Source organism: Vibrio sp. OPT18 (genome assembly GCF_015163615.1).
GTDB lineage: Bacteria > Pseudomonadota > Gammaproteobacteria > Enterobacterales > Vibrionaceae > Vibrio > Vibrio coralliirubri.
This window is the reverse complement of the sequence record NZ_JADDYK010000110.1, coordinates 1-20,439: the sequence shown is the minus strand read 5'-3', so window position 1 is coordinate 20,439 and position 20,439 is coordinate 1. Positions and strand designations below refer to the sequence as shown.

The window sequence follows — 20,439 nt, the reverse complement described above, 5'->3', positions numbered from 1 at the left end:
GATTATTTAGACGGTAGATGCTGCTTGATGTCGTCAGGTAATGTGGACTGCATAATGGCTTGAGTACACGGGTTATTCCACACTGCATCGATAGTATTGGCAAATGAAGAGTCCATGATTTTCTTTTCGAACTCGGCAATGGTGGCTTTGCCTTCCGCTACCATCACATCAAATTTAGCCGTTGCATCGTCAATTAAACAGCCCACACTTGAGAGAAACGACTCGAACTCAGGCAAGTCTAATACGCCGGATAAATAATCATCCACCTTTTGAGCAATTGAAGTGGCAATGTTTAGCGTTGTCGAAAACAACATATTAGAGTCACCGTTAATTGGACCAAAGATTTTATTCGCATTAGAGCAAGGGGAACCCGATTGTCCTGCCATTTGGTCGAGCGTCGCAACCATGTTCGACTTACTTGAAAGCCAAAGTGCATTATCCGCTAAATGCTGCATGTGACCCATTGCGCCATCCATTGCGGTATTGGCTGCGCCAAGCTTTGACTCAATGCGGTTAATCAACTCAAGGTCAACTTCCTGAAGCTCATCCAATCCTAACGCATTCAGTTTGCGGATCGCGTCGTTCGTTTGGTTTTGAGCCGCTTTCGCGCCATCCAGACCAGGACAAGTCATCGTGATAGGTCCATTGCCTAATGCTTTGTATATATCGATATTCATAATAAAGAGACCTTATCTAAATATTCACCGGTTTCATGGATAGTCATGCTGGCACGTATCGCAAATTGGCCGTTATCCATTTCACTTGGCCCAACAAAAAGCTGGCCCAACGTAATGCGCTTTTCGTACTTATTCACCTGTTTGGTGATTTCAACCATTAAGCTGGACATTTCCCATTGAGGACGGTCTACATAACTCATTGCATCACACCCATATTCCGGATCATAAATCCGCGTTCCCTTTGGGGTATGCAGCAATATTTTTAGTGACTGCAAAACATCTTCTTTGAGCGTTTCGCATCGGCCTTCGCCATTGAGTCGAATTGCGTACATAATTTGTTCAATCATCTTATTTAAAAGTAAAATCCATCATCAGAGCGCATTGGCAGATAAAATAGATTGCGTGATAGCGTTCAACCAGCCCTGTAAGTAATTCAACAGCTTCGAAAGAAAACTTTTCGTACCGTTACGGCATTTAAATTTAAAATCGCTGAGAATCGATTACAGGGCGCTTATGCCATCGGCTGAATTGGTGGCGTTGTTGGGCCGACCGCAGTGGTATGATTATGACCGCTGTATATCATCCGTATTTGCATCATCGAACCGCTCTTATCAAAGACATCTTTCTTAACCTGTAGGTTAGATTCCACAGTGACATCTTTTTTAACGGCCAATGTGTCATCAAACGTCACGGCATTCTTAACGCTTAATGTTTTGCTGATAGTGACATCGCCATCAATATCAAACTTGGAAATAAGCTTTGTCCCGTTCTTGTCCATCGTGAACTTAGGCCCACCACCTCCAATCTCAACTAAGAGTGTCTGCTTGCCTTCGTCGTAGGTGATGACGGTCTCATCATCGAACTTCATACCATAGACTTTGACATCACTCTGAAAGGGCTTGTCCTCTTGGTTATAGAGCGCACCTAATACAAAGCCTTTTGCCATGTCACCGACGGGCGGAAATAGGCAGACAACTTGCTCTCCCTTGCTCAGGTTGTGCACCACACTGACGCTCTTGGCGCGAAAGGCCAGAACGGGAAGCCAAACAGAGGGAACATCATCTAGCCCCTTTAATGCGACTTTAACGCGGTGTGAAGCGCCATCAACCTCAATGACTTCACCCACACTCACAATGCGAACCAGGCGAGTGTAGATCTTATCAATGCGCATGCTGAGTTCTTTAAATATCTTCATCGTCTTACCATTCGCCGAATACCAGGGCCAAGTCGTTTAGCAAGTTGGGTCATTGGATTTTGAGGTTTTGCCGATTTCTTCGGTGCTGATGAACCACCAACAAATACCGTAATGAGTCGCTGAATACACATCTCAAGTGCATCCGGTATGTCATCCTTGCCACGTGGATACATATCGAGTTGGTCTTTTAGGCGTGTCATGGTCTCCAAAATCAAAAGTGTTTCTGTTTCAAACAGTGCTTGAAGACTCTTGATACGAATGAATTTATTACCACCACGAAAACCTTCACTTGGTAGAACGACGCCAAGGCGAAGCGCTTCACGTTGTATTTCGCGACGGTAGATTTTCTGAAATGCCACTTCTTCAATGACCACAAAAGAAGGCTTAAACCGTAGGTAGATATCGACAATACGCCTTGCAAAGGCAAGGTCGGATTCAATCCAGCCATCAGCAAAGAGAACATAAAGCACATTGGTGTGCTTGTGTTTAGCCACGATAACAATGGCAGAATCATCACCCCCTTCTGAGCCCGTCGCAGGGTCAACGGCCATGCCGATTTCACAATCGCGTAAATCCACATCACCAGGGTGGTACGTTTTTACCGTTGCCATATTGAAGACTTTCTCATCCGCAGACATCGGTTTGTTTTCGTATTCCGTTGCCCAAATATGCGAGCCGAGCTTTTTCTTCTTATCCATCAAAAGCTCTAACGGCCAACGATCAGGCCATAGCGGTTCGCCAGTTGGCGTGATGGCTCCAAAGCGAAGACCTATCCAGTTAGTCATGATCCCTTCGGAGATCTCTTTGAGTAGCCGGCTTGGTAAATCGTCGGGGTGCATGATGGTATTGGCGATGATGGTCAGTGCGCCTTTACCTAAGTTCAGGATAACGCGCTTAAACCAGTTATACAGAGCGCGTCTGCGCTTCACTGATTCGACTTCATCATCTTTTAAGAGGTCATCACAGATAACATGGGTCGGGCGCTGGAATTCGTTTTTAACACCACGAAGTGATTGGCCTGCACCAACGGCCTGAATGGCCGAACCGTTTGCTAATTGGATTTTACGCTTGGCCCATGTATTGCCTTTGATTTTTTGGATACCGTAATCAGCTATGATTTGCTCATCTTCTTCGAGCATCGTCTTGATGCCGTCAATCATATCTTGGGCTGAATCTTTACTGGCGGCACAAATAACCACAAAAGAGCCTGGATAGTTAAGCGCAAGCCATAGCGGCAACGCTTGGGTGTTACGTGTAGTCTTACCGTGATCTCGCGGTTCAATATCGAGAATGCCCTCAAGCTCACCTTCGGGCATTTGAATAAAATCATGGTCTTCTTCTGCTGTCACACTGCGAAACAGATCCGCATCAGCGAAGTTAAGTTGACGGGTAGAAACTAAGCGCGTTAATGCCAACTGATAATCAGCAAACGGCACTGGGAAAGCTTTGGGCATGTAGCTTTCACAAAAATAGGCAAAGTCGGTTTTCGCTTTTGCTAAACGTTCTTCTTTGCCTTGTGCCTTTGCTTTGATAAGCAGACGCAATTGTGCCTGCTCTTTAAGCCTGCTTAGCTCATGCTTATCAAACACCACGACCTCGTTTGTATTCCACATCAATAGACTCAATCGCCTCAACTAAGCGAATAAGCAGCTCTGGATCTTCTTCTGACAATAGACGGGTCAGCTCTTTTTTCAGATCTTGCTTGGCCGCTTTCACTCCACGAGTGAACTCCATCTTAAGACGGCCTACACCAACGGTGCCGCCCGTGACAGATTGAAGCGCGGAAAACATATCTTTGGGATCGTCAAAGTCGAGTTCATCCACATCTTTGATGTAATCAACCAGCTTGAGTGCCAAGAGCTGGTTTGCGGCATCCACTAAATCCGTACCGGCGGTGTCTTTGATGTTATCGAGCAACAGCTTGCTTTCTTCCTGCGCTTTACGAAGTTGTACCGCCGCTTGCTCATTGGTTTTAATCGTGCGACGTATAGCTCGCGCACTTAATTTGATGCCTTCTTCCTTTAGCACCTTGGCGATTTTCTCGGAGTTCATTTTCTCGGTCGTGTACAAATCAATGATCCGCTCAACAATCCCTAGCGCCTCCGCTTTACTGCGTCTTCCCACGACGTGCCCTTATTGTTTTTTATTGGTTTATAAGGTCTTCAATGTAGATAAAAACGTCGTTCAAGTGGATCAGGTGAACATCTAAACACTGGTCATTTAATAAGGTATCAAGCATGAACTGATAAAGGATGGCGCGATGAGCTTATCAACATCGGCAGCAGGTTTTTTAAAAGAGCTTGAACGCAAAGAGAAAGCAATCAAAAGCATTGCTCATAAACTGGCCCCGATTGCGGTGGGTATGGTTCAGCAAAATATGGATGGCCCATTTAAACCTAACGCGCCCTTAACTCGTCGGTTGAAAAATGGTGGCAGTCGACCGCTGAGAGATACTGGTGAAACAAGAGCATCAATCAGCTCTTACGTGCGAAACGATACGGTTTTTGTCGGCACCAATAAGCCTCATGCACCACTCATTAACAATGGCGGCACGATAAAGCCTAAGCGTTCAAGACGATTGGCGATACCAACCACTAGGCAAGTTAAAAAACGATCGGATGCATTAGGCGTTAAAAAGACACTGACCTGGCTTGAAGATAATGGCTGGAAAATATTCTTTAGACCTAAATCCATCATGGGGAGAGCGCCTGTTGGGGCGAAGCCTTTTGGCTTGAAGATCAAGTCCAAGCACAACAAGAACGCGAGAAAACGAAAAGATGGCTCGTACAGCGAAAATGCCAAAGGTGTTTTTTATGTTCTGTTCTATCGCAGCTCTGGCATCAAAGTGCCCAAACGCGAATTTATGTACTTAAAGGCTGAGCAAGAAGAAATGCTCAAATCGATAACCATGAAGGCATTAGAGAACTGATGATTGTTTTAGACAAACTGCGCGAGATGATAAACGAACGGCTTCGCATGAGCGCATTGATTGAACCAACAAATGCGACCTCAAGGCGTCATGTTCGCATCATGGTTACAAACGCTAAGTTAACGCCATTGGCAAGAGAGCGCATCGATGCCGCTTATATGCCATATGAATGCCGTCTTAACGTGGTGATCTCTTATCGAGTGAGTGGCGGCAATGTCAATGAGGCGCTATCAAGGGAGAGCCTTTCTGATTCGTTACTGCTGACTGAGTTTCTGAATAAACGAGCCATTGATATCAAAGATGTCGGTCAAGAAATTCAAGATCGAGATCTACTCAAACTTAATAACCCTGATTGGCATTTGAATATTGTCGGCGATGGTCTTTTGTTTGATGCGAAGCGTGACGGTGATGGCTACGCCAATATGTCTGAATTTAGCGATCAAGATGAAGTTGGCACTGAGCTATTGGCTTACGAAGACAAATGGACAGCCAGCTTGTTACTCACGGTTCATCGAACCTTCCCGAACCCGTTATTAAACAATATCACCTTAGTGAATGATGTAACCAAAGAGGAGCACACCCTTGAACACTCAACAAGTGATGAAGAGCGGCCATTGGGGCGCATGGGGTAAATGTGGATTTAAAACTCTGTTTTCACCAACCAGCGTTAATGACAGTCGCTCGTGGCGCGTTGTGAATCAGAATGTGATCAATGGCTACCCAAAACATCAAAGCATGGGCGAGAACGAACGCACTTTGACATTAAGCGTAACGCTGCATAACCAATTTTGCGATCTAGCGATGAAGCATAACCAGCTACTAGAGCAATCAAACAGTGATTTGGATGAACCTTTGGTCATTGGTCATGACGTTCTAGGTAACTTCAAATGTCGTTCAATGAGCCGAACTTATGACGACACGACTGAGGATGGCATATTGATCGCCTCAACCTATCAGCTCACGCTGGTTGAGGTGCGAGAATGATCACTATGTACGCCATAGAAGATGAGCGATGGGATAGCTTATGCCTTCGCGCTTATGGCATGTCAAATTCATCGTTAGTCAAAGGGCTTAGAGAAAGTAATCGAGCACTTGCGAGCGAACACAGTTTTACTCTCCCTGGTGGGGCTCGGCTTAATATCCCTAAATTGCCGGCTAATGCAACCGAGCCCAAATCCATAGGACTGGCACCATGGCAAAGATGATAAGGCCAACCACCTTTTTAGAGTGGGCTGGCCGCAACGTGAGTCAAAGTCTCGGCGGCTTTGTAAAAAGCATTACCTATACCGATAACTTGAGTACGGATGAAAGCGAAGCCCCCGATGAGATCTCATTGACATTGAGTAATGTGGATGGCCGATTTCTTGATGCATGGTATCCAAGTAAAGGCGACAGCTTAAAAGCGGGGATCCAATATCTCGATCTAACTTGGCATTGGGGAGGCTTTGAGATTGATGATGTTCGTTTCCGCTTTTCCCCCGATGAAGTCACTATCAAAGCCAGTGCGGCCAAACTCAAACGAGCAGAGCTCGATAAGGCCCAATCTCGTTCATTTGATAATGTTCAGTTATCCGCACTGCTTAACATCGTGGCAAGTGAAGCTGGAATGAAATCGGTTCTAAGTGGGCCTGATACCACTATCGCCCATGTTGAGCAGCAAGCTGAATCCTCAATGAGCATGATAAGACGATTGGGCGTGTTGTATGGACTACCCGTTAACATCAAAAGCGGCACGTTATATATGGGCGTTCCGGATGGGATAGAAGTATTGGTACTTGATATCAATAATCGCTCCGTGATCAAGAAAATGGATCTGCCTGATGTGGTTCGAGGTAAATACACCGCCGTTAAAATCGATTATTACGATCAAGATAAGAAGTCTTTGATTAGTTACCAGGCTGGCGACGATACCGCGCCTGAGTCGCAAATCTTGCGCTATTACGATGCGCCAGTATCAACACATGATGAAGCCGTCACTTATGCTAACGCCGCCCTTAAGGAGCAAAACAGCAAGGGGAACGCAAAAGGCTCTGTGACGTTGATTGGTACACCACTGACATCAGGTCAAGAAATCCATTTTAAAGGCGCAGGAAAAGCCCACGCCAAATGGCAAGTATTAAACCAAACCACCACGGTTAGTGATGCTGGCTGGACAGGCACTGCTAATATAGGAAAAAAAGAATGAAGACTCCTTTAGGGCAACTTCCTATGCCCACATTAATCGACTCTGATTATCAAGAGACGCTATCTCGCGTTCGCCAGAACTATCAAACCGCAACAAAGCATTACCCAAGCACAAGCGATCCGGAAACGTTTCAGCTAGAGCAAATGGCTTATGAGCGTGAAATGCTGGTTGATGAAATCAACCATGAAGGCCAGCAAAACCTCATTGCTTTTGCTAAAGGAGCAAAGCTTGATAACTTGGGTGCTCTGGTTGATTGCGAGCGACTCGATCCAACATCAGCAAGTTCTGATTTCCTGTTTACGTTCAAACCTGAACATCGCGGCTTTTCAGTTCCGAAAGGATTCAGTGTCTTAGCTCGTGACGGCAAGACGATTTTTATCACGCTTGAAGAGCATGTGATTGCCCCTGGAACATTGACTCAATCACTGATTTTATACGCCCAACATGTTGGCCCTGAAGCTAATGGTTTTATGGCTGGCGAAATTGCGCAAATCTCAAAGCCGATGACTGAAATAGTCAGCGCGGTCAATGTCACTATTTCGGTGGGCGGTAGCTATAAAGAGTCTGATGAAAGTTACTCAGAACGTATCTACCTTGCGCCTTCAGGCTTTTCAAGTGCTGGCCCTTATGATGCTTATGAATACTTTGCGCGAAGTGCGCACCCTGGTATTGCTCGCGTTAAGGTATTGAGTCCTGAGCCTAATCACATTGATATCTATGTACGTATGCGTGACGACTCGATACCAAGTAAAGCGATATTAGATACTGTTGAAGCTTATTGCAGCGCCCAAAAACGCAGGCCGATTGGGGATTTAGTCAAAGCCAAAGCGGCAGAGCCTTATCACGTGAACACCACAATGAATCTTCAGATTTATTCTAATATGCAGTCAATGGCGACCAGTACCGTGAGCGCAGCGCGCTCGAAAATCGATGCATTAACAGGCAGTTGGCAAATGCAGTTAGGCCGAGATGTCGTGCCTGAAAGCTTGACCAGTGAAGCACAAGTCATGCAAGCGGTGTACCTTGCAACGACACCGCTTGAGTTTAAAGCGATTGCTCAATATCAATATCCGGTTATCACCGTGTCTGACATTACCTATGACATTGTGGATGAGCAGGTGGAGTAAAGCATGAAACTGACGGACTGGCTGGTTGATTTGGACATTATGTTAGGGCTATCAGCGATGGCTTTATTGGGGGCGCTTTCTCAAGCGGCCAGCACCGAAAACATGAACATTCGCGCCATCCTTACGGGGGTTGTGATGTCTACTTTTGTGTTGGCTTTGGTTTATATCGGGCTTGAGAGCGTAGAGATGGACAGTACGCTCCGCTTGGTTTTGGCTGGGGTTGCTGGGTATTCAGCAAAGTATATCTTGCAAGCTTGGAACATCATCATGGAGAACATTGCTAGCAACCCAATAAAGACGCTGAGTGAGATAGTCAAGGCGTGGAGAGGCAAATAATGATCATGATATTAACCTTAATAGCCGCTAGCATTATGGTGGCTATGGTTTGCGGCAACAAGGCACGGTTGTGCTTAGTGGCCGCAATCGGGCTCTATATCATTGCTGATATGACGCCTACCATGCAACTGATGTTCTTTGGGGTACTGGTCGCTACTTGGCAATCTCTTTTAAACTCTGGAGTACGTCATGAAAAAACTCAAACTCATCACTAAAGGATTGCCAACTGGCACCTTTGGTGAGCTCTTTATGTATGGTGATCCACTTTGCTATACCGTCGAACGAGAATGGAATAACAACCAACCAAGTCTAAGTTGCGTTCCTGCTGGTACATATCTGCTCAAGCGCCATAAGTCGCCAAGATACGGTCTCTGCTTTGCGCTAGAATGCCCAAGCGTTGGTGTGACCATCTATGGGCCAAGTCAGCGTACACATTGCTTAATCCACACCGCTAACTATCCTCATCAGCTTCAAGGCTGTATCGCGCCAGGAATGGATATGCATAGTGAAAAATGGGGTGTAACCGAAAGCCGCACGGCCATGAACAAACTGCTTGAATATCTAACGGATGATGTCTACGAGCTGGAGATTGTACGTCTATGAGTTTGATTAGCGCCGCGTGGGGCATCGCTAATGCCCTTGGTATCAATGAAACCATCTCAGGCTGGTTTGGTGGTAACAACGGTAATGAGATTGCCGATAAAGTATTGAAGGTGACGCAGGCAGTAACAGGCACCACCACACTATCGAGTACCATTGAAGCGCTACAAGATCCGGTCATGGCCGCAAAGGTAGAAGATGCTTTAATGCAGCATGAGCTGGAGTTTAACAAACTGGCATTTGGTGATAAGAAAGACGCAAGAGAAATGCAAGAAAAGACCATTGATAGTGGGGATAAGTTCGCTAGCAGGTTCTTGTATTACTTCTCGTTCTACTGGGCCATTATCGCCTCAGCGTATCTCTTTGCGATTACTTTTGTTGGTATTCCAGCTCAAGCAGTCCGCTTTGCTGATACGATACTGGGCTTCTTGCTAGGTACAATCATTGCGGGGATTATCAGCTTTTTCTACGGCGCATCGTTTAAGAGTGCAAAACCCAAACCGCAAAGCTCCTAGCTCTAAACAAAAAGAAGCCACCGATTTAAGGTGGCTTCATTGTTTTAAAACAAATTTAATTGGTCAAATGGCTCAGGGTCAGACTCTTTCTCGATAACGAAGGTTTGCCATATTGCCAACTTAAAAGCAAAGAGGCGTTCTTCCTTTACTTTGCGTCGAATTGTACATCCTCGACCATTCATCACTTTACCACAACGCTTGATTTTAATTGGTGATGAACTCATCTGCTCGTTCATAGTTACTGCACTTCCAAATCAAATCCGCGATCTCACGAATTGAGTAAAACGTCCGGCCACAACCTACATTGTATTTTAACATACTGATATCAGCAGGGGTCAGCATGGCATGAAACTCATCGACTGGAATGCGATTCTCCGGCCACATCAGAAGAAGAGTGCGCTCCACATCGCCCTTATCGTGGATCTCAACAGCTTCAATATCATCTCGCATCAAAGGCATTGCCATCACTGGTTTAGCTCCACTTCTCTAAACCAGTGATGACATCACTGATACTTTGCTTTGTCAGAAATCGGACATTAGAGACACCCGCCGTTCGTTTCACAAAAGCGGTTAACGCTTTGTCTTTTAACCCCTCAAGCCAGCCTTTGCCATAACAAAGTGCCGCTAGTTTTCGCCACTGTGCGTCAGTTGGGCGATTGGGATTATGGGTCTTGACGGGTTGGTAACGAGGCTTAGGCTTATCGAGGTACTGGCGCTCTTTTAAGTGCGCAATAATGCTTTCAAGCTCGCCATGGTTCATCTCTTTGCAGCTTGACTTACCTGTCATACTGGCAAGACAACGACGATAATCTTCGTCGGAAAACGCTCCCAGCTCAATAGTTAGTTTGGTTTTCATGCCTTTATGGATAAGGCCATATTGTTGATAACGATTCATAAAAAATGCCCTCGCAAATCGTACTTGCAAGGGCATTGTATTATGTAGTTTAAAAAGTCACCACCGATTCGCGTGCAACTAAATTCATTTATATTGATTTTTATGTAAGGTTTGCAAGTTTCGTTTGCTCTGCACCTTGAACACCGTGACTTAGCTGAGCAGATTTGCCTGTGACAATTCCTGAAAAATATGCCCCATCAGAACCACCTCTTGCATTTTTAACTGAAGCCGCTCGCCCTTTGCTCGCTGATAGGTTTGGGTGCTTCTGCTTGATGTACTCGTCTATTTGATTTGATTCGGACTCAGAGAGTGCGAACTCCTTAACAAGATGACTCACACTTACAACCCAACCCTCACAAAAGAGATCCGCTCTTGCTGTCTTGGTCGAACTCTTAATGCGCTTATTAAGTGTTGCAATGTAATCCTTACGGGCCTTTACCAGTTGACGCTCCAACACTTCATGTGCGTACTTAGCCACCTCTGGGCGCTCATTGTGGCCCGTAAAGACGACATGACATCTTTTAGTAAATGGCTCGTATCTGAAATGCAAGTGACAACCAAACGCCTCAGCAACTGTATTTGCTAAATAACTAAAATAGCTTGCTGGCTTTTTAGCTTTAAATTTTGAGGCAACATCAGACTGACTAACATCACTCAGTTCTGGACTTTCACTTGATAGGCCCATTTGCTGCATTAGCGCTTGCGCCCTCGACATAGCAGCAGCGGCTTCATGTTCGTTAGCCGATTTAGCTAAGCGCAATAGTTTTTTGATTTTATCGATGCTCTTACTATTAGGCATGGCTCACTTCCTTGTTCGCTAATTTGGCATCTTCAAACTTAACCAGGCGTCGAGTCGTTGAACTTTTAGGCTCACCATAAACAAGAACGCGATAACTGGCTGGGTCATATTGTGATATACCCGTAATCACGCCTTCTTCAAGTTTGGTGCCAATTTCAAATGGGGGTACAATATCGTTACTGTTTGCCCACTCATCGATAACCGCTTTAAGTGCTGCATTCACATAACCACAAACATTTTCTAGCTTGCCAACAAAGTCGTAATTTACTTCCCAATAATCGCCTTCAAAACCTTTGGCAAGTTCATATTCATCACAACCATCACTCCAGTGACGGTGCAATGAATCGATAAGATTTTGTTTATCACACTCAGAAAAGTCGCAATGTTTCTCTGCAAATAAATCTTCTACTGCTTGCTTGATAATGGATAACTTAACATCGCTATCATCAGCATCTGGCCGAGGAGGAACCATTGAACCGTCTCTATTAAATAATGTGTTCATAATATATTTCTCACGACATTCAGGCCGAGCGAAGCCAAAGCGGGAACGCTGAGGACGTCGCTTGCCTGATTGTTTTGTTTATTTTTTAAAGCATTACACTGAGCCGTATAATGCTTCAACCTATTGTTTCATTGACTCTAAAATAGGGACTGCAAATTTTCGCCCCATCGGAGTTAGCTTAATAAATAGTTTTGCGCTTTTATTAAGATTGACCTCCAGCAAACCTCGATCTCCTAACTTATGGATACCACCTCTAAAGGCGTGAGGCTGAAATTCGGTTATCCTACTTTTGTTTATCAACTCTTGTATTTTTCGAGAAGGGACAGGCATCGGCTGGTTAGCTTGCTCAAGCATGAGCAATACTGCTAGAATGTTCCTCTGCGCTGCACTCGTCCTATGTTTCAAAACACCCCCTTAAATGTATCTGATACAAATAAAGAACTAACGCTATTAACCTTGCTTCATCGCATCCCTAATTGCTTCACGACGACCAGAGCGCAAGTAACGCATTGCCATACGACGGCGATTAGAAGGCCACTTACGAAGGACATTCTTGATTTTCTTAGTTGTAAGCGGTTTACTAACCGAGTTATATCCTTCTTCAATCAAATGGTCAGAGATGTATGACTTGACGTATTTTTTTTCATTACAGTTAGGGCAAGGAATATCACCGCCATGATCGTAATAACCCGCCCCTGACAATTCATCAAAACCGCCGCTATCCATATCCCACAAATAACCATCAATACAAGTTGAATCTAGATAGCGAGCACCAAAGTCATGCCCAACATAATCGCAGCCTAATTTCTTCTTAGTCATGTCGTTCTCCTGATTGAGATAGATGTTCTTCGATGGCAAACATTGCCGAGGCTAAATTGTCTAATGCATTATCACGCTGGCTTTGCGAGGCTTGGCCTGCACGTATAGTGCAGACCGCGTGACCAATAATGCCCTTAACTTCAATAAGCAGTTGATTGGTCTCCATATCGTTTACCACTCTTGCAGTTGAATGTTATTGCCATATGCGCGTTTTAAACCTGTGATAGACGTTTGAGCGCAATACAACTTGTAAAGATAAGCATCAATGCCAAAACAGTGAGTTGAATTGAATATAGGGCCGCTAAACACATAATTATTGTTAGATAAATAACCGATGTGCCATTCCCCTTTCTCATGATGGTCGTAGAGTGTTATGCGAGTTTCATCTGCAATAATGATTTCGATACGTGAATAATCGTCACCACTTTCCCATTCCAGTTCAATTTCATATTGGTCTTCTAGGTTTCCCCAACCTTTTGCTGCTTGCTTAATCCCTTCAAAGAAATCATCAGCTGTGATAACCGCATCAACTGGCTTAAATGTGACATCAAGAAGTTCTTTGATTTTCTCGGCAGATTGTTCGTTGATCGCATTCTCATAGGCATTGATTAACGTCTCAGCAATAAAGCGATTGTATTCAGGCATGGTAACGTTGTTTAACGCATCCTGAAGAGACTCATCAATCTTGGCTTGGATAGCTTTACCAAATGTTCCATAAACCTCCATAGAGCGACTAACAAGGTTTTTAACCAAGACATCGGCCTGTTCTTGGATCATTTTTTCAAGAGTGCCATCGGTACACATTTGGTTAAGATGAGCGCTAACAACTTCGTTTAATTCTTTCATTTTTAATATCCTTAAAATTCGGTTTAAATAACGTTTTAACCATCTTCAAAGCGAGCAAAACCAAAGCAGTGAAGCGATATAGCTCTGCTCGCGTATTTCTAATTAAACTATTTTAGGTAAGGCTTACTCGTTACAAATAAGCTCTGATATATCTTCGCAAGGGGATGACGTTTTACCCATCACCCACATCAAGGCGCTAATAACGCCGTCTTCATAAGTTAAGTCCTGGTTTGCGGTATCGATGGTGGACTTAATCGTTTCGGCTTTTCCTATCTCTCGATAAACCGAATCAACGGTATGAATTATTGCCGCCATTAAAATACGCTCCCAGAATCACTGTGTGGCTCACCATTGAAGTACTCACTAATCCTTTTGCGCGAATCAAAACAAGAACGACACACGATAAGCGATTTATTTGAGGCTGTATCGACCAACTTAACGCCCGACTGAGGCTGTTCATTGTTGCAGTTCGCACAGTGGTTAACTTCGCATACTTCTGGATCGGCTAAACAATCAGAACAGACCTCAAGCTTTTCACCACGGCACGCTGTAAAGACCATGCCGTAACGTACAGGCATGACGTATTCACAACAGTTACAAGGGAAGCGACAACGTGGCTCATGACGACGAATACCAACCCCTTGTTTTGCCATCTGTGAACGCTTGCTTTTAAAGTTTGATTTATTATGCTTCATGCATTTGTTCCTTTTTTACGTTAAGTCTTGTTGCCCAGTGCTGACAGAACTCAGCTCGATTGATGGCCCAACCTAGATTTGCTGATTGAGTATCTAAAAGACAAACCACAGCATCAGCCCAATAGATTGAGGCTTCGCTATATTCTTTTTCTCGCTCAAGCTTTGCAGCCTGCTCGGCAAGTTCGATGTATTTTCGATAAACACCGTATTTTCCAGCCATTCAAAAAACCTTCAAAATAAGTTCAATCTCTAAATTCAGGCAAAGCGAAGCCAAAGCAGATGCGCGTGATGCGTCGCTTGCCTGTATTTAATTAATTGGTTGTTTGGGTATTAACTCACTTATTGCAAGCGAGCAGGGTTATTACAGCTTGGCGAAGTTAAGGTGAACTTGTTTGTATTCACCGTGTTCATCACGCTCGTAGAAGATCATAAACGATTTCTTGCCGATCACCTTCAACGCATCTTTTGCAGCTTCTTGAGCCTTACGCAATAGAGGATCTTCATAAGGGCTATTTTTAAAATCAATAATGTCATCGACGGTGATGTTATCCATCATGACCTTTTGAACCATAAGAAGGACATCGTGAGGCAAGGCGTCTTTTTTAGATTCGTAGTACGTCTTAGCCAGTTCGCGGACTACATCGACCTCAGGGCCAAGAGTTTTCAGCTTGGTCGTTCTGAAGTCAACGCGATATTTCCCATCAAAAGAAAGCACTCGGAAATTTTCGCCAGAGCCGCGTTTGTTTAACTTGGTATCGTAGTTTTCTGCTAACTCAACTCGGAAGTTTTCCAAGCTTTCAAACATCTGCTGCTTAAATGCAGCAAGGACTTTGTTGTGCTCTTTTACGCGATTCAATACACCTTCCACAAAAGCATCCTTACGCAGCTCCACAGCGGGAATATTTTGCTTAGCGATAAGATTGCCTTCTGCGTTATACACAAAACCTTCAGGGGCTTCTGGGCGTACCATTTTCTTCATTTCAGTATTCATGTTATTTACCTTGTTCATATTGATTCATTAATTGCTCTGCTTCTTTAAGAAGCGCGGCTGCTTTCTTTGCGTGTTCTTTACTGATTTCAGCTTGACGATCAACGCGCTTTATCACCTTGCTCATCATTGCGCATGCGGCACCAAAGCCTAAAAACACACCAACAAAAAACATTAAAATAATTTGGGCCATCGACGATCCTTATTGAACCGAAGTGACAACTTGAGAAAGCTTGTATTTTTCAAGTAGTTTTTCCGCGCACTTCAATTCGTACGCATCTTGAGCCGTTGTCATGATGTCAGCGAAGTTATCTTTGATGTACATCTGGATACCTGCTGACAGTGCTTCAGCTACAAAGGCTGATAACTGTTCAGCTTCATCTTTCTTTTGAATAAGGCCTGCAACGACACTGATTTTACTTTCTTCAACATCAGTGATTTCTAAAGTGATGATTGACATAATTACTCCCAACAAACTGTATCGCGGTTAATACGTACCGCTTTGATTTCTTTGTGAACGCCATTGCTGACGGTATTAATACTAAAGACTGGTGTATCACCAATCGCACTCATTACATAATCGGTAATCTGAAGCGGATATTTGCACATAATCAGACTGCCTTTTCCTATAGGTCGGCGAGATACAACCCACGATTTACATAAAACAATGATTTCATCCGTTAACATCGCTCTACCTCGTATTTAAACACTCTGCATAACGCTTTGAGTCCAATCCAAACGGGAGTCTAAGAACCCGATTGAATGGCATGGCCACATCGAAGTCTTTATACACCCCCCCCTTTAGAAGTCCTGGGCCGTCATTGCCTTCACGGCACTTGTGGCAAAGGTTGCTGGCATCAATTCGCCACATAAACTCGTTACGAGAGCAGCTACCACAGATGCCTCGAAAGCTTCCCCCAGTAACAAACCAAACTCGTTCTTTTTGCCCTGAAAACTTAATCGCTCCAACTTCAGCCAACTGCTTTAATGACCATGAACATGGAGCGTTCAACTGCTCAGTGAGCTCCTTCGTGGTCATCGGCTTTTTCTTCAGTGCTTCAATAATGAGATCTGGTGTTTCACGAATAAACACACCAGTCATGAGCATTCGCATTAGGCCACCTCTTTGATGAAGTTATAAGCCTTGTCCATATGGTTAACATTGATTGCAACGCCTTCATCTTTTGCTATTGAGATAGCCAAACGGATCAAGTGTCGCAGAGTTCTTAGCTGTCCTGTCGTCGTTGGTATCACTTTGAACGCCCATTTAATGACTTCTGAATCGGTTATCCCCCAAGCCTTAAGGTATGCCTGAATGTCTTTTTGTGTAGAACGTACTATCTTGCGAGATTTTAAAATGCGTGACCAAACGGGGTACATATTGGTGCGAGATTTTGAAGCGCTCATGCGAGTGCGAACAACGTCATTCCCCAGCAGAGTGACCCCGATGCGGTTCTCTGTCAGTATGCGCAAACCATTAAGGGTATCGTCAGTGGTATATTGCGCTTCATCAACAATCAATAAGCCATTGCTACCCGTAATACGCTGCATGATTTCATAATCAATGCGGTCAATCGTCATACCATTGGTATGGATACCCATCTCTCGCGCAATGGCCGCCAAGAACGCTTTACGTGATTTTACGTTTGGTGAAGCCGTTACAATCCAAACATTACTGTTGTGTTGCTGGTAGCGTTTAGCGGACTCTGTTTTGCCCACGCCAGCTCCCTCATAAGCCATCGTCCAAGCCTGGAAGCCTTGCGATAAACGCATCATTTCAAGTAATGCTTGCGCTGTTGGTGTTTCCACCCATTCGGGCTCTTGGCAGGTCTCTTTGCGTGTGGCGATACCTGATTCGTAGGTAGTCAACCAACGCTCTAATTTGTTGAGGTAAAGGTCAGTATTGCCTGTATATTTCCCTTTCAATAAGGGAGTCAAAATTTGAGGTGAAACCGCTGAACGACGTGATACTTCAGCGTTGGTCAAACCATCACGCTCAATAACTGCTTTAACTTGCTCAATAACGTGCATCATAAATCCTTAATTTTTTGCCTTTTATTCGCCGATAGCAGGCTGAAAGGTCTTGAACATAGCGTTAATAATGTTGGTGTCATCCTCAGCCCATTCATCGTCATCTAGAGGGGCTTTGGCTGTAACTTTTTCAAATCCATCCAATCGAGTTACTAGACCTGGAACCATTTCAGTAATGCCAGGGATAACCGAACCAAGTCCTGATTCGTTCTTTTCTACGTCCTTCAGCATCGCTTCAAAGTGCTCTTTACCTAGAAGGTCAGCATCCTTGACCAGCAAGTCCACGCGGTTTTTCGTATCGCCTTGAACAATTGCCTGAAGTCGTTTAGCGCTTAGACTGGCATAACCTTGATCCTCAATTATCGGAATAGGGCCAATCAGTACGCCTTTCTTGTCATACGCATACACTTCGCTGTGCATGTTGTATGGGTTATATCTCACTGACACACGCTCACCGATATAGTCATAGAGCATGGGTGATGCATAACGGTTCGTTTTGTAGTGAGAGTCCGTTTTGGCTTTATACTTACTTGCCATTAACTCGAACAATCCACTCGGCCGTACCATTACTGATTCTTGCCTTAATAAGCACAATCGAATCTGTTCAGGCGTAGGGCGCTTAATTTGAGATACCGCATAGCTTTCGTTGAAGACTTGCTGATAACTCTTTGTGCCTTTTGCCATCTCCGTTCTTCGCCCCATCTCGTTGTTGTAGTCAATAACCCACTTATCAAACAACTCACAAAGCTGGTGGAATGGCACACCACGTTTACCGCCTTCATAGTTGGCTGGCTTGGACATGATGTTCTTACCTGTATAGCAACCTTCAAATTCCGGCCGCTTCTCAAAGTCACCAATACCGCCACTACTTCGGAATAATCGCTCTACGGGTTTACCCCTCGCGTTACCCTTATTGCCCACGTTATCCTCGATAACGCCTGTCCAGCTAATATCGCTACTTGAGTAGCCCAGTGTTTGAAGTAAGCCCTCTAACTCTGACGTGCTGAACTTCTTATACTTCCCATCTTTGCCAGGCTTAACCATCGAGCCTGTCATCAGGTCAGATAGAGCCGCCGAGCCTCGGTCAAATACCCATCCTCCTGGTAATCCAACTGCCTTGATCATGTTTGCGATGGCTATCGATAGCATCTCGTTGTTTTCAGAGATATCGATGCTGTAACCAACAATCGCGGAGCTATACACATCTTGGAAAACCCACACCGTTGGTCTGATAATCTTCCCGCTCTCCAGTTCACATTGAACACGGAAGGTGTGACCATCACCATTGACCAATTCAAGCGCATGCATTCCCATTCGTGTTCGTCGCTGACTTGGTACTAACGACTGTTGAGCAGCCGCTTTACCTTCACGCAATAACACTCGTAATTCATGTGGGATATTGGTCAATATCCACTTGCGAAGATAGGCCGCGTTAGGGACTATCCAGCCGTTTTTTAACGCAACTTCCACTGTCAACCTTCTAGCAGAAGCAACTGTCACATCCGGCTTTAAATACGCAGTCTTAAAGAAGCGCTGTGCATCTTCTGAAAACTCGACCGTCTTACCATCGCCAGCCTTGCGGCCCTGCGTTGTTGCTAAGTAAGGTAGCCAGTCTAATTTGTCGATCTTGTTTAGCTTGGGCTCTACATAGAACCACTTCTTGATCGCTCTTGCGGTGAACTCGGTAAGTTCGCCAGCCATTTGCATGGCAACCTTTTTGGTTTTGCCTCGCTCCATTAGAGAGTGAACCAGTAATGCTGCTTCTAATCTCTGCTGAGCCCTAGCCTTAACCTTGCTGGTGGCGTTATCGTATTCATACCAAACTTCATCTACTGATTTACGCTCACTGCGCAGTTCACTGTTTGATTGTTCTTCAGCTATCTCTTTTGCTTGTGACTGAAGAAGGTAAACCTTGGTTTCTTCAGGAAGACAATCGATGTGGTATTCAAATGGCGCACCTTTTGCTCCCTTTCTAACCCTCCTTTGCTTCTCGTTTGATGACTCTTTTAAGTACATTTGAATTCGACGAATACTTACAGGCAGCCCAGGCAGATCAATAAGTTCTTTTGCTACAAAAAACACAATTAAAAAACCTCGTATCGACTAGGCCAAATTTCTTCCGGATTAACACCTAAAGCATCAGCGACTATTTTTTCCCCTTTCGGCCAAGGACGAGACATAACATTACCCAATGTTGTTGGGGCTAAACCATTAGATACGCTCAATCGTCGAAGTGATAACTTCTTTTTTTTCAGAGCAGCGACTATATCCGCTCTGTGCATATCTGGTTTTCCATTATCAAATTGCGTGAGTTCAGCATTCATTTTTGTTACCCTGCTTGATTACTGCATAAACTAAGCCTATGCACTAAGTTCATACGGTAATTATTGATCCACATTTGAGTACAAGCAAGTTCTTTTTTGCGATCGCACTTCAAATTAGGGTTATTCTTGTGTTCTTATGTGGTTTATTCGTTATTTATCAAAAGGTTGGCAAAGGGGTATTTATGAAAAAAAATAATTCAATTACGGATCGCACTCTTGATCACACTGGAAGTGAGCTTTCGGAAAGATTGAAGGTATTAATTGGTGATCGAGCGGTTAGACCAACGGCGGTTAAGTGGGGACTCCCTATTTCGACCGTAACCAATTATTTATATAAGGGAACAATGCCATCCGCTGATGCGTTGCTGAAAATTGCAAAAGCCGAAGGAGTAACAATGGAATTCTTAATGACTGGTAGTGATCCATATATGAACACTAAATGTGACAGGGCTGACAGCGTTATATCGATTGCTACATCTTTAGTTCAAGAGCATGGCATTGATAAAGCAGAGAAGATCATAGAAGCTGCAAGCTCTAACAATCTACCAGTGGAGCTATCTGAAAAAGCAAAGCGAATTGGTGTCTTAGTTAGTACGTTGCCAGACGAAGATCTTAAAGAGATTTTGCTACTCATTAATGAAGCGCAATACTGTGCGCTAGTTGGCGAAAAGTTTAAGCCAACTAACAAGAAAACATCTAATGGATAACTACGCAAATCAAGACAGTTCGGGCAGGCTTGCCTGACGACTTAAAAAGAAGGCTCAAGATTTGTGTAGTTATTTTAAAAGGGGTCACTAGCTATACGTAAGTAATTGATTTAATGATAATCGTATCATTAAAAGGCGAGCGGCGTGTACACTTTTTAAAGTGCAATTAGAAGGGGCGTTGTTGATCAAATCAGCTTGAAGATCAACGATGCCATATTTGACTAGCCGTTAGCTTCTAACGGGCATACCTAGTCCTATGACTTTGTTTA

At 44.3% G+C, this 20,439-nt stretch carries 34 protein-coding genes; 10 read left to right on the top strand and 24 right to left on the bottom strand.

Annotation, left to right across the window (positions count from 1 at the left end; translation table 11 throughout):
* Nucleotides 1–2: 2 nt before the first annotated feature.
* The 5 genes from IQQ51_RS24995 to IQQ51_RS24975 all read right to left on the bottom strand — a co-directional run bounded on the left by IQQ51_RS24995 (nucleotide 3) and on the right by IQQ51_RS24975 (nucleotide 3,996).
* Nucleotides 3–677 carry a hypothetical protein gene (locus IQQ51_RS24995; RefSeq protein WP_193842449.1) on the bottom strand — a complete coding sequence of 225 codons (675 nt, stop codon included), beginning with the start codon at nucleotides 675–677 and terminating at the stop codon, nucleotides 3–5.
* Nucleotides 674–1,009, bottom strand: coding sequence for a GPW/gp25 family protein (locus IQQ51_RS24990; protein ID WP_193842448.1), 336 nt, complete (start codon nucleotides 1,007–1,009; stop codon nucleotides 674–676). Before IQQ51_RS24990 ends, IQQ51_RS24995 begins: the two co-directional genes overlap by 4 nt.
* Before the next feature lie 179 nt (nucleotides 1,010–1,188).
* Entirely contained in the window at nucleotides 1,189–1,872 is a 684-nt protein-coding gene (locus IQQ51_RS24985) for a phage baseplate assembly protein V (protein WP_193842447.1), read from the bottom strand.
* Entirely contained in the window at nucleotides 1,869–3,485 is a 1,617-nt protein-coding gene (locus IQQ51_RS24980) for a hypothetical protein (RefSeq protein WP_228013239.1), read from the bottom strand. The genes IQQ51_RS24985 and IQQ51_RS24980 overlap by 4 nt, the downstream gene beginning before the upstream one ends.
* The gene (locus tag IQQ51_RS24975) at nucleotides 3,454–3,996 is read right to left on the bottom strand and encodes a DUF3486 family protein (RefSeq protein ID WP_193842446.1); all 543 of its coding nucleotides are present in this window, start codon (nucleotides 3,994–3,996) and stop codon (nucleotides 3,454–3,456) included. The genes IQQ51_RS24980 and IQQ51_RS24975 overlap by 32 nt, the downstream gene beginning before the upstream one ends.
* A 136-nt stretch (nucleotides 3,997–4,132) precedes the next feature.
* Between IQQ51_RS24975 and IQQ51_RS24970 the strand changes: the two genes are divergently transcribed.
* The 9 genes from IQQ51_RS24970 (at nucleotide 4,133) to IQQ51_RS24930 (ending at nucleotide 9,564) form a co-directional block, all read left to right on the top strand.
* Nucleotides 4,133–4,801 carry an HK97 gp10 family phage protein gene (locus IQQ51_RS24970; protein ID WP_193842445.1) on the top strand — a complete coding sequence of 223 codons (669 nt, stop codon included), beginning with the start codon at nucleotides 4,133–4,135 and terminating at the stop codon, nucleotides 4,799–4,801.
* Nucleotides 4,802–4,848: 47 nt separating this feature from the next.
* Nucleotides 4,849–5,433 carry a hypothetical protein gene (locus tag IQQ51_RS24965; RefSeq protein WP_193842444.1) on the top strand — a complete coding sequence of 195 codons (585 nt, stop codon included), beginning with the start codon at nucleotides 4,849–4,851 and terminating at the stop codon, nucleotides 5,431–5,433.
* On the top strand, nucleotides 5,384–5,785 hold the full coding sequence (locus IQQ51_RS24960; RefSeq protein WP_193842443.1) for a phage tail protein: 402 nt from the start codon (nucleotides 5,384–5,386) through the stop codon (nucleotides 5,783–5,785). Before IQQ51_RS24965 ends, IQQ51_RS24960 begins: the two co-directional genes overlap by 50 nt.
* The gene (locus IQQ51_RS27990) at nucleotides 5,782–6,006 is read left to right on the top strand and encodes a tail protein X (RefSeq protein WP_193842442.1); all 225 of its coding nucleotides are present in this window, start codon (nucleotides 5,782–5,784) and stop codon (nucleotides 6,004–6,006) included. The genes IQQ51_RS24960 and IQQ51_RS27990 overlap by 4 nt, the downstream gene beginning before the upstream one ends.
* Entirely contained in the window at nucleotides 5,994–6,986 is a 993-nt protein-coding gene (locus tag IQQ51_RS24950; protein ID WP_193842441.1) for a phage late control D family protein, read from the top strand. The genes IQQ51_RS27990 and IQQ51_RS24950 overlap by 13 nt, the downstream gene beginning before the upstream one ends.
* Nucleotides 6,983–8,113, top strand: coding sequence for a baseplate J/gp47 family protein (locus IQQ51_RS24945; RefSeq protein ID WP_193842440.1), 1,131 nt, complete (start codon nucleotides 6,983–6,985; stop codon nucleotides 8,111–8,113). The genes IQQ51_RS24950 and IQQ51_RS24945 overlap by 4 nt, the downstream gene beginning before the upstream one ends.
* 3 nt (nucleotides 8,114–8,116) lie before the next feature.
* The gene (locus tag IQQ51_RS24940) at nucleotides 8,117–8,449 is read left to right on the top strand and encodes a hypothetical protein (protein WP_193842439.1); all 333 of its coding nucleotides are present in this window, start codon (nucleotides 8,117–8,119) and stop codon (nucleotides 8,447–8,449) included.
* A 189-nt stretch (nucleotides 8,450–8,638) separates the two neighbouring features.
* Nucleotides 8,639–9,052, top strand: coding sequence for a DUF5675 family protein (locus tag IQQ51_RS24935; RefSeq protein ID WP_193842438.1), 414 nt, complete (start codon nucleotides 8,639–8,641; stop codon nucleotides 9,050–9,052).
* A complete protein-coding gene (locus IQQ51_RS24930) occupies nucleotides 9,049–9,564 on the top strand; it encodes a hypothetical protein (RefSeq protein WP_193842437.1) in 516 nt (171 codons plus the stop codon). The genes IQQ51_RS24935 and IQQ51_RS24930 overlap by 4 nt, the downstream gene beginning before the upstream one ends.
* A gap of 44 nt (nucleotides 9,565–9,608) precedes the next feature.
* On the opposite strand, the gene IQQ51_RS24925 is transcribed toward IQQ51_RS24930, so the two are convergent.
* The 19 genes from IQQ51_RS24925 to IQQ51_RS24835 all read right to left on the bottom strand — a co-directional run bounded on the left by IQQ51_RS24925 (nucleotide 9,609) and on the right by IQQ51_RS24835 (nucleotide 19,463).
* A complete protein-coding gene (locus IQQ51_RS24925; RefSeq protein WP_193842436.1) occupies nucleotides 9,609–9,788 on the bottom strand; it encodes a hypothetical protein in 180 nt (59 codons plus the stop codon).
* Nucleotides 9,769–10,032 carry a hypothetical protein gene (locus tag IQQ51_RS24920; protein ID WP_193842435.1) on the bottom strand — a complete coding sequence of 88 codons (264 nt, stop codon included), beginning with the start codon at nucleotides 10,030–10,032 and terminating at the stop codon, nucleotides 9,769–9,771. Before IQQ51_RS24920 ends, IQQ51_RS24925 begins: the two co-directional genes overlap by 20 nt.
* Before the next feature lie 4 nt (nucleotides 10,033–10,036).
* The gene (locus tag IQQ51_RS24915; protein ID WP_193842434.1) at nucleotides 10,037–10,459 is read right to left on the bottom strand and encodes a regulatory protein GemA; all 423 of its coding nucleotides are present in this window, start codon (nucleotides 10,457–10,459) and stop codon (nucleotides 10,037–10,039) included.
* A gap of 100 nt (nucleotides 10,460–10,559) precedes the next feature.
* Nucleotides 10,560–11,258 carry a DUF2786 domain-containing protein gene (locus IQQ51_RS24910; protein ID WP_193842433.1) on the bottom strand — a complete coding sequence of 233 codons (699 nt, stop codon included), beginning with the start codon at nucleotides 11,256–11,258 and terminating at the stop codon, nucleotides 10,560–10,562.
* Nucleotides 11,251–11,760 carry a hypothetical protein gene (locus IQQ51_RS24905; protein WP_193842432.1) on the bottom strand — a complete coding sequence of 170 codons (510 nt, stop codon included), beginning with the start codon at nucleotides 11,758–11,760 and terminating at the stop codon, nucleotides 11,251–11,253. Before IQQ51_RS24905 ends, IQQ51_RS24910 begins: the two co-directional genes overlap by 8 nt.
* A gap of 450 nt (nucleotides 11,761–12,210) precedes the next feature.
* Nucleotides 12,211–12,579, bottom strand: coding sequence for a hypothetical protein (locus IQQ51_RS24900; RefSeq protein WP_193842431.1), 369 nt, complete (start codon nucleotides 12,577–12,579; stop codon nucleotides 12,211–12,213).
* Nucleotides 12,572–12,745: a hypothetical protein gene (locus tag IQQ51_RS24895; RefSeq protein WP_193842430.1), complete on the bottom strand. Its 174-nt coding sequence runs from the start codon at nucleotides 12,743–12,745 to the stop codon at nucleotides 12,572–12,574. The genes IQQ51_RS24900 and IQQ51_RS24895 overlap by 8 nt, the downstream gene beginning before the upstream one ends.
* A 5-nt stretch (nucleotides 12,746–12,750) precedes the next feature.
* Entirely contained in the window at nucleotides 12,751–13,425 is a 675-nt protein-coding gene (locus IQQ51_RS24890) for a hypothetical protein (protein ID WP_193842429.1), read from the bottom strand.
* A gap of 123 nt (nucleotides 13,426–13,548) precedes the next feature.
* Nucleotides 13,549–13,740 (bottom strand): hypothetical protein, encoded by a 192-nt coding sequence (locus tag IQQ51_RS24885; RefSeq protein ID WP_193842428.1) that lies wholly within the window; start codon nucleotides 13,738–13,740, stop codon nucleotides 13,549–13,551.
* Nucleotides 13,740–14,120, bottom strand: coding sequence for a hypothetical protein (locus IQQ51_RS24880; protein ID WP_193842427.1), 381 nt, complete (start codon nucleotides 14,118–14,120; stop codon nucleotides 13,740–13,742). Before IQQ51_RS24880 ends, IQQ51_RS24885 begins: the two co-directional genes overlap by 1 nt.
* Nucleotides 14,110–14,340, bottom strand: coding sequence for an ANR family transcriptional regulator (locus IQQ51_RS24875; RefSeq protein WP_193842426.1), 231 nt, complete (start codon nucleotides 14,338–14,340; stop codon nucleotides 14,110–14,112). Before IQQ51_RS24875 ends, IQQ51_RS24880 begins: the two co-directional genes overlap by 11 nt.
* 141 nt (nucleotides 14,341–14,481) lie before the next feature.
* Nucleotides 14,482–15,111 carry a DUF3164 family protein gene (locus IQQ51_RS24870; RefSeq protein ID WP_193842425.1) on the bottom strand — a complete coding sequence of 210 codons (630 nt, stop codon included), beginning with the start codon at nucleotides 15,109–15,111 and terminating at the stop codon, nucleotides 14,482–14,484.
* A 1-nt stretch (nucleotide 15,112) separates the two neighbouring features.
* On the bottom strand, nucleotides 15,113–15,301 hold the full coding sequence (locus IQQ51_RS24865; RefSeq protein WP_193842424.1) for a hypothetical protein: 189 nt from the start codon (nucleotides 15,299–15,301) through the stop codon (nucleotides 15,113–15,115).
* Between the two features lie 9 nt (nucleotides 15,302–15,310).
* Entirely contained in the window at nucleotides 15,311–15,568 is a 258-nt protein-coding gene (locus tag IQQ51_RS24860; protein WP_193842423.1) for a hypothetical protein, read from the bottom strand.
* Nucleotides 15,569–15,570: 2 nt separating this feature from the next.
* Complete coding sequence (locus tag IQQ51_RS24855; protein ID WP_193842422.1) at nucleotides 15,571–15,717, bottom strand: hypothetical protein; 147 nt, start codon at nucleotides 15,715–15,717, stop codon at nucleotides 15,571–15,573.
* Between the two features lie 82 nt (nucleotides 15,718–15,799).
* Nucleotides 15,800–16,222: a hypothetical protein gene (locus IQQ51_RS24850; RefSeq protein WP_193842421.1), complete on the bottom strand. Its 423-nt coding sequence runs from the start codon at nucleotides 16,220–16,222 to the stop codon at nucleotides 15,800–15,802.
* Nucleotides 16,222–17,142 (bottom strand): AAA family ATPase, encoded by a 921-nt coding sequence (locus IQQ51_RS24845; RefSeq protein WP_193842420.1) that lies wholly within the window; start codon nucleotides 17,140–17,142, stop codon nucleotides 16,222–16,224. The genes IQQ51_RS24850 and IQQ51_RS24845 overlap by 1 nt, the downstream gene beginning before the upstream one ends.
* A gap of 21 nt (nucleotides 17,143–17,163) precedes the next feature.
* Nucleotides 17,164–19,221: a transposase domain-containing protein gene (locus IQQ51_RS27915; RefSeq protein WP_193842419.1), complete on the bottom strand. Its 2,058-nt coding sequence runs from the start codon at nucleotides 19,219–19,221 to the stop codon at nucleotides 17,164–17,166.
* 2 nt (nucleotides 19,222–19,223) lie between these two features.
* A complete protein-coding gene (locus tag IQQ51_RS24835; RefSeq protein ID WP_193842418.1) occupies nucleotides 19,224–19,463 on the bottom strand; it encodes a helix-turn-helix domain-containing protein in 240 nt (79 codons plus the stop codon).
* 182 nt (nucleotides 19,464–19,645) lie between these two features.
* Here IQQ51_RS24835 and IQQ51_RS24830 point away from each other — a divergent pair, with 182 nt between their 5' ends.
* On the top strand, nucleotides 19,646–20,170 hold the full coding sequence (locus IQQ51_RS24830; RefSeq protein ID WP_193842417.1) for a hypothetical protein: 525 nt from the start codon (nucleotides 19,646–19,648) through the stop codon (nucleotides 20,168–20,170).
* The last annotated feature ends 269 nt before the right edge of the window (nucleotides 20,171–20,439 follow it).

What these genes read in the sequence shown, in the direction of transcription:
- IQQ51_RS24855 (WP_193842422.1), bottom strand. Translation starts at nt 15,717, where the DNA reads ATGTGCAAATATCCGCTTCAGATTACCGATTATGTAATGAGTGCGATT.
- IQQ51_RS24940 (WP_193842439.1), top strand. Translation starts at nt 8,117, where the DNA reads ATGAAACTGACGGACTGGCTGGTTGATTTGGACATTATGTTAGGGCTA.
- IQQ51_RS24945 (WP_193842440.1), top strand. Translation starts at nt 6,983, where the DNA reads ATGAAGACTCCTTTAGGGCAACTTCCTATGCCCACATTAATCGACTCT.
- IQQ51_RS24985 (WP_193842447.1), bottom strand. Translation starts at nt 1,872, where the DNA reads ATGAAGATATTTAAAGAACTCAGCATGCGCATTGATAAGATCTACACT.
- IQQ51_RS24835 (WP_193842418.1), bottom strand. Translation starts at nt 19,463, where the DNA reads ATGAATGCTGAACTCACGCAATTTGATAATGGAAAACCAGATATGCAC.
- IQQ51_RS24830 (WP_193842417.1), top strand. Translation starts at nt 19,646, where the DNA reads ATGAAAAAAAATAATTCAATTACGGATCGCACTCTTGATCACACTGGA.
- IQQ51_RS24845 (WP_193842420.1), bottom strand. Translation starts at nt 17,142, where the DNA reads ATGATGCACGTTATTGAGCAAGTTAAAGCAGTTATTGAGCGTGATGGT.
- IQQ51_RS24905 (WP_193842432.1), bottom strand. Translation starts at nt 11,760, where the DNA reads ATGAACACATTATTTAATAGAGACGGTTCAATGGTTCCTCCTCGGCCA.
- IQQ51_RS24860 (WP_193842423.1), bottom strand. Translation starts at nt 15,568, where the DNA reads ATGTCAATCATCACTTTAGAAATCACTGATGTTGAAGAAAGTAAAATC.
- IQQ51_RS24970 (WP_193842445.1), top strand. Translation starts at nt 4,133, where the DNA reads ATGAGCTTATCAACATCGGCAGCAGGTTTTTTAAAAGAGCTTGAACGC.
- IQQ51_RS24980 (WP_228013239.1), bottom strand. Translation starts at nt 3,485, where the DNA reads ATGTGGAATACAAACGAGGTCGTGGTGTTTGATAAGCATGAGCTAAGC.
- IQQ51_RS24885 (WP_193842428.1), bottom strand. Translation starts at nt 13,740, where the DNA reads ATGGCGGCAATAATTCATACCGTTGATTCGGTTTATCGAGAGATAGGA.
- IQQ51_RS24880 (WP_193842427.1), bottom strand. Translation starts at nt 14,120, where the DNA reads ATGAAGCATAATAAATCAAACTTTAAAAGCAAGCGTTCACAGATGGCA.
- IQQ51_RS24850 (WP_193842421.1), bottom strand. Translation starts at nt 16,222, where the DNA reads ATGCGAATGCTCATGACTGGTGTGTTTATTCGTGAAACACCAGATCTC.
- IQQ51_RS24930 (WP_193842437.1), top strand. Translation starts at nt 9,049, where the DNA reads ATGAGTTTGATTAGCGCCGCGTGGGGCATCGCTAATGCCCTTGGTATC.
- IQQ51_RS24900 (WP_193842431.1), bottom strand. Translation starts at nt 12,579, where the DNA reads ATGACTAAGAAGAAATTAGGCTGCGATTATGTTGGGCATGACTTTGGT.
- IQQ51_RS24865 (WP_193842424.1), bottom strand. Translation starts at nt 15,301, where the DNA reads ATGGCCCAAATTATTTTAATGTTTTTTGTTGGTGTGTTTTTAGGCTTT.
- IQQ51_RS24935 (WP_193842438.1), top strand. Translation starts at nt 8,639, where the DNA reads ATGAAAAAACTCAAACTCATCACTAAAGGATTGCCAACTGGCACCTTT.
- IQQ51_RS24890 (WP_193842429.1), bottom strand. Translation starts at nt 13,425, where the DNA reads ATGAAAGAATTAAACGAAGTTGTTAGCGCTCATCTTAACCAAATGTGT.
- IQQ51_RS24895 (WP_193842430.1), bottom strand. Translation starts at nt 12,745, where the DNA reads ATGGAGACCAATCAACTGCTTATTGAAGTTAAGGGCATTATTGGTCAC.
- IQQ51_RS24875 (WP_193842426.1), bottom strand. Translation starts at nt 14,340, where the DNA reads ATGGCTGGAAAATACGGTGTTTATCGAAAATACATCGAACTTGCCGAG.
- IQQ51_RS24965 (WP_193842444.1), top strand. Translation starts at nt 4,849, where the DNA reads ATGAGCGCATTGATTGAACCAACAAATGCGACCTCAAGGCGTCATGTT.
- IQQ51_RS24870 (WP_193842425.1), bottom strand. Translation starts at nt 15,111, where the DNA reads ATGAATACTGAAATGAAGAAAATGGTACGCCCAGAAGCCCCTGAAGGT.
- IQQ51_RS24950 (WP_193842441.1), top strand. Translation starts at nt 5,994, where the DNA reads ATGGCAAAGATGATAAGGCCAACCACCTTTTTAGAGTGGGCTGGCCGC.
- IQQ51_RS24910 (WP_193842433.1), bottom strand. Translation starts at nt 11,258, where the DNA reads ATGCCTAATAGTAAGAGCATCGATAAAATCAAAAAACTATTGCGCTTA.
- IQQ51_RS24925 (WP_193842436.1), bottom strand. Translation starts at nt 9,788, where the DNA reads ATGAGTTCATCACCAATTAAAATCAAGCGTTGTGGTAAAGTGATGAAT.
- IQQ51_RS24990 (WP_193842448.1), bottom strand. Translation starts at nt 1,009, where the DNA reads ATGTACGCAATTCGACTCAATGGCGAAGGCCGATGCGAAACGCTCAAA.
- IQQ51_RS24995 (WP_193842449.1), bottom strand. Translation starts at nt 677, where the DNA reads ATGAATATCGATATATACAAAGCATTAGGCAATGGACCTATCACGATG.
- IQQ51_RS24915 (WP_193842434.1), bottom strand. Translation starts at nt 10,459, where the DNA reads ATGAATCGTTATCAACAATATGGCCTTATCCATAAAGGCATGAAAACC.
- IQQ51_RS27990 (WP_193842442.1), top strand. Translation starts at nt 5,782, where the DNA reads ATGATCACTATGTACGCCATAGAAGATGAGCGATGGGATAGCTTATGC.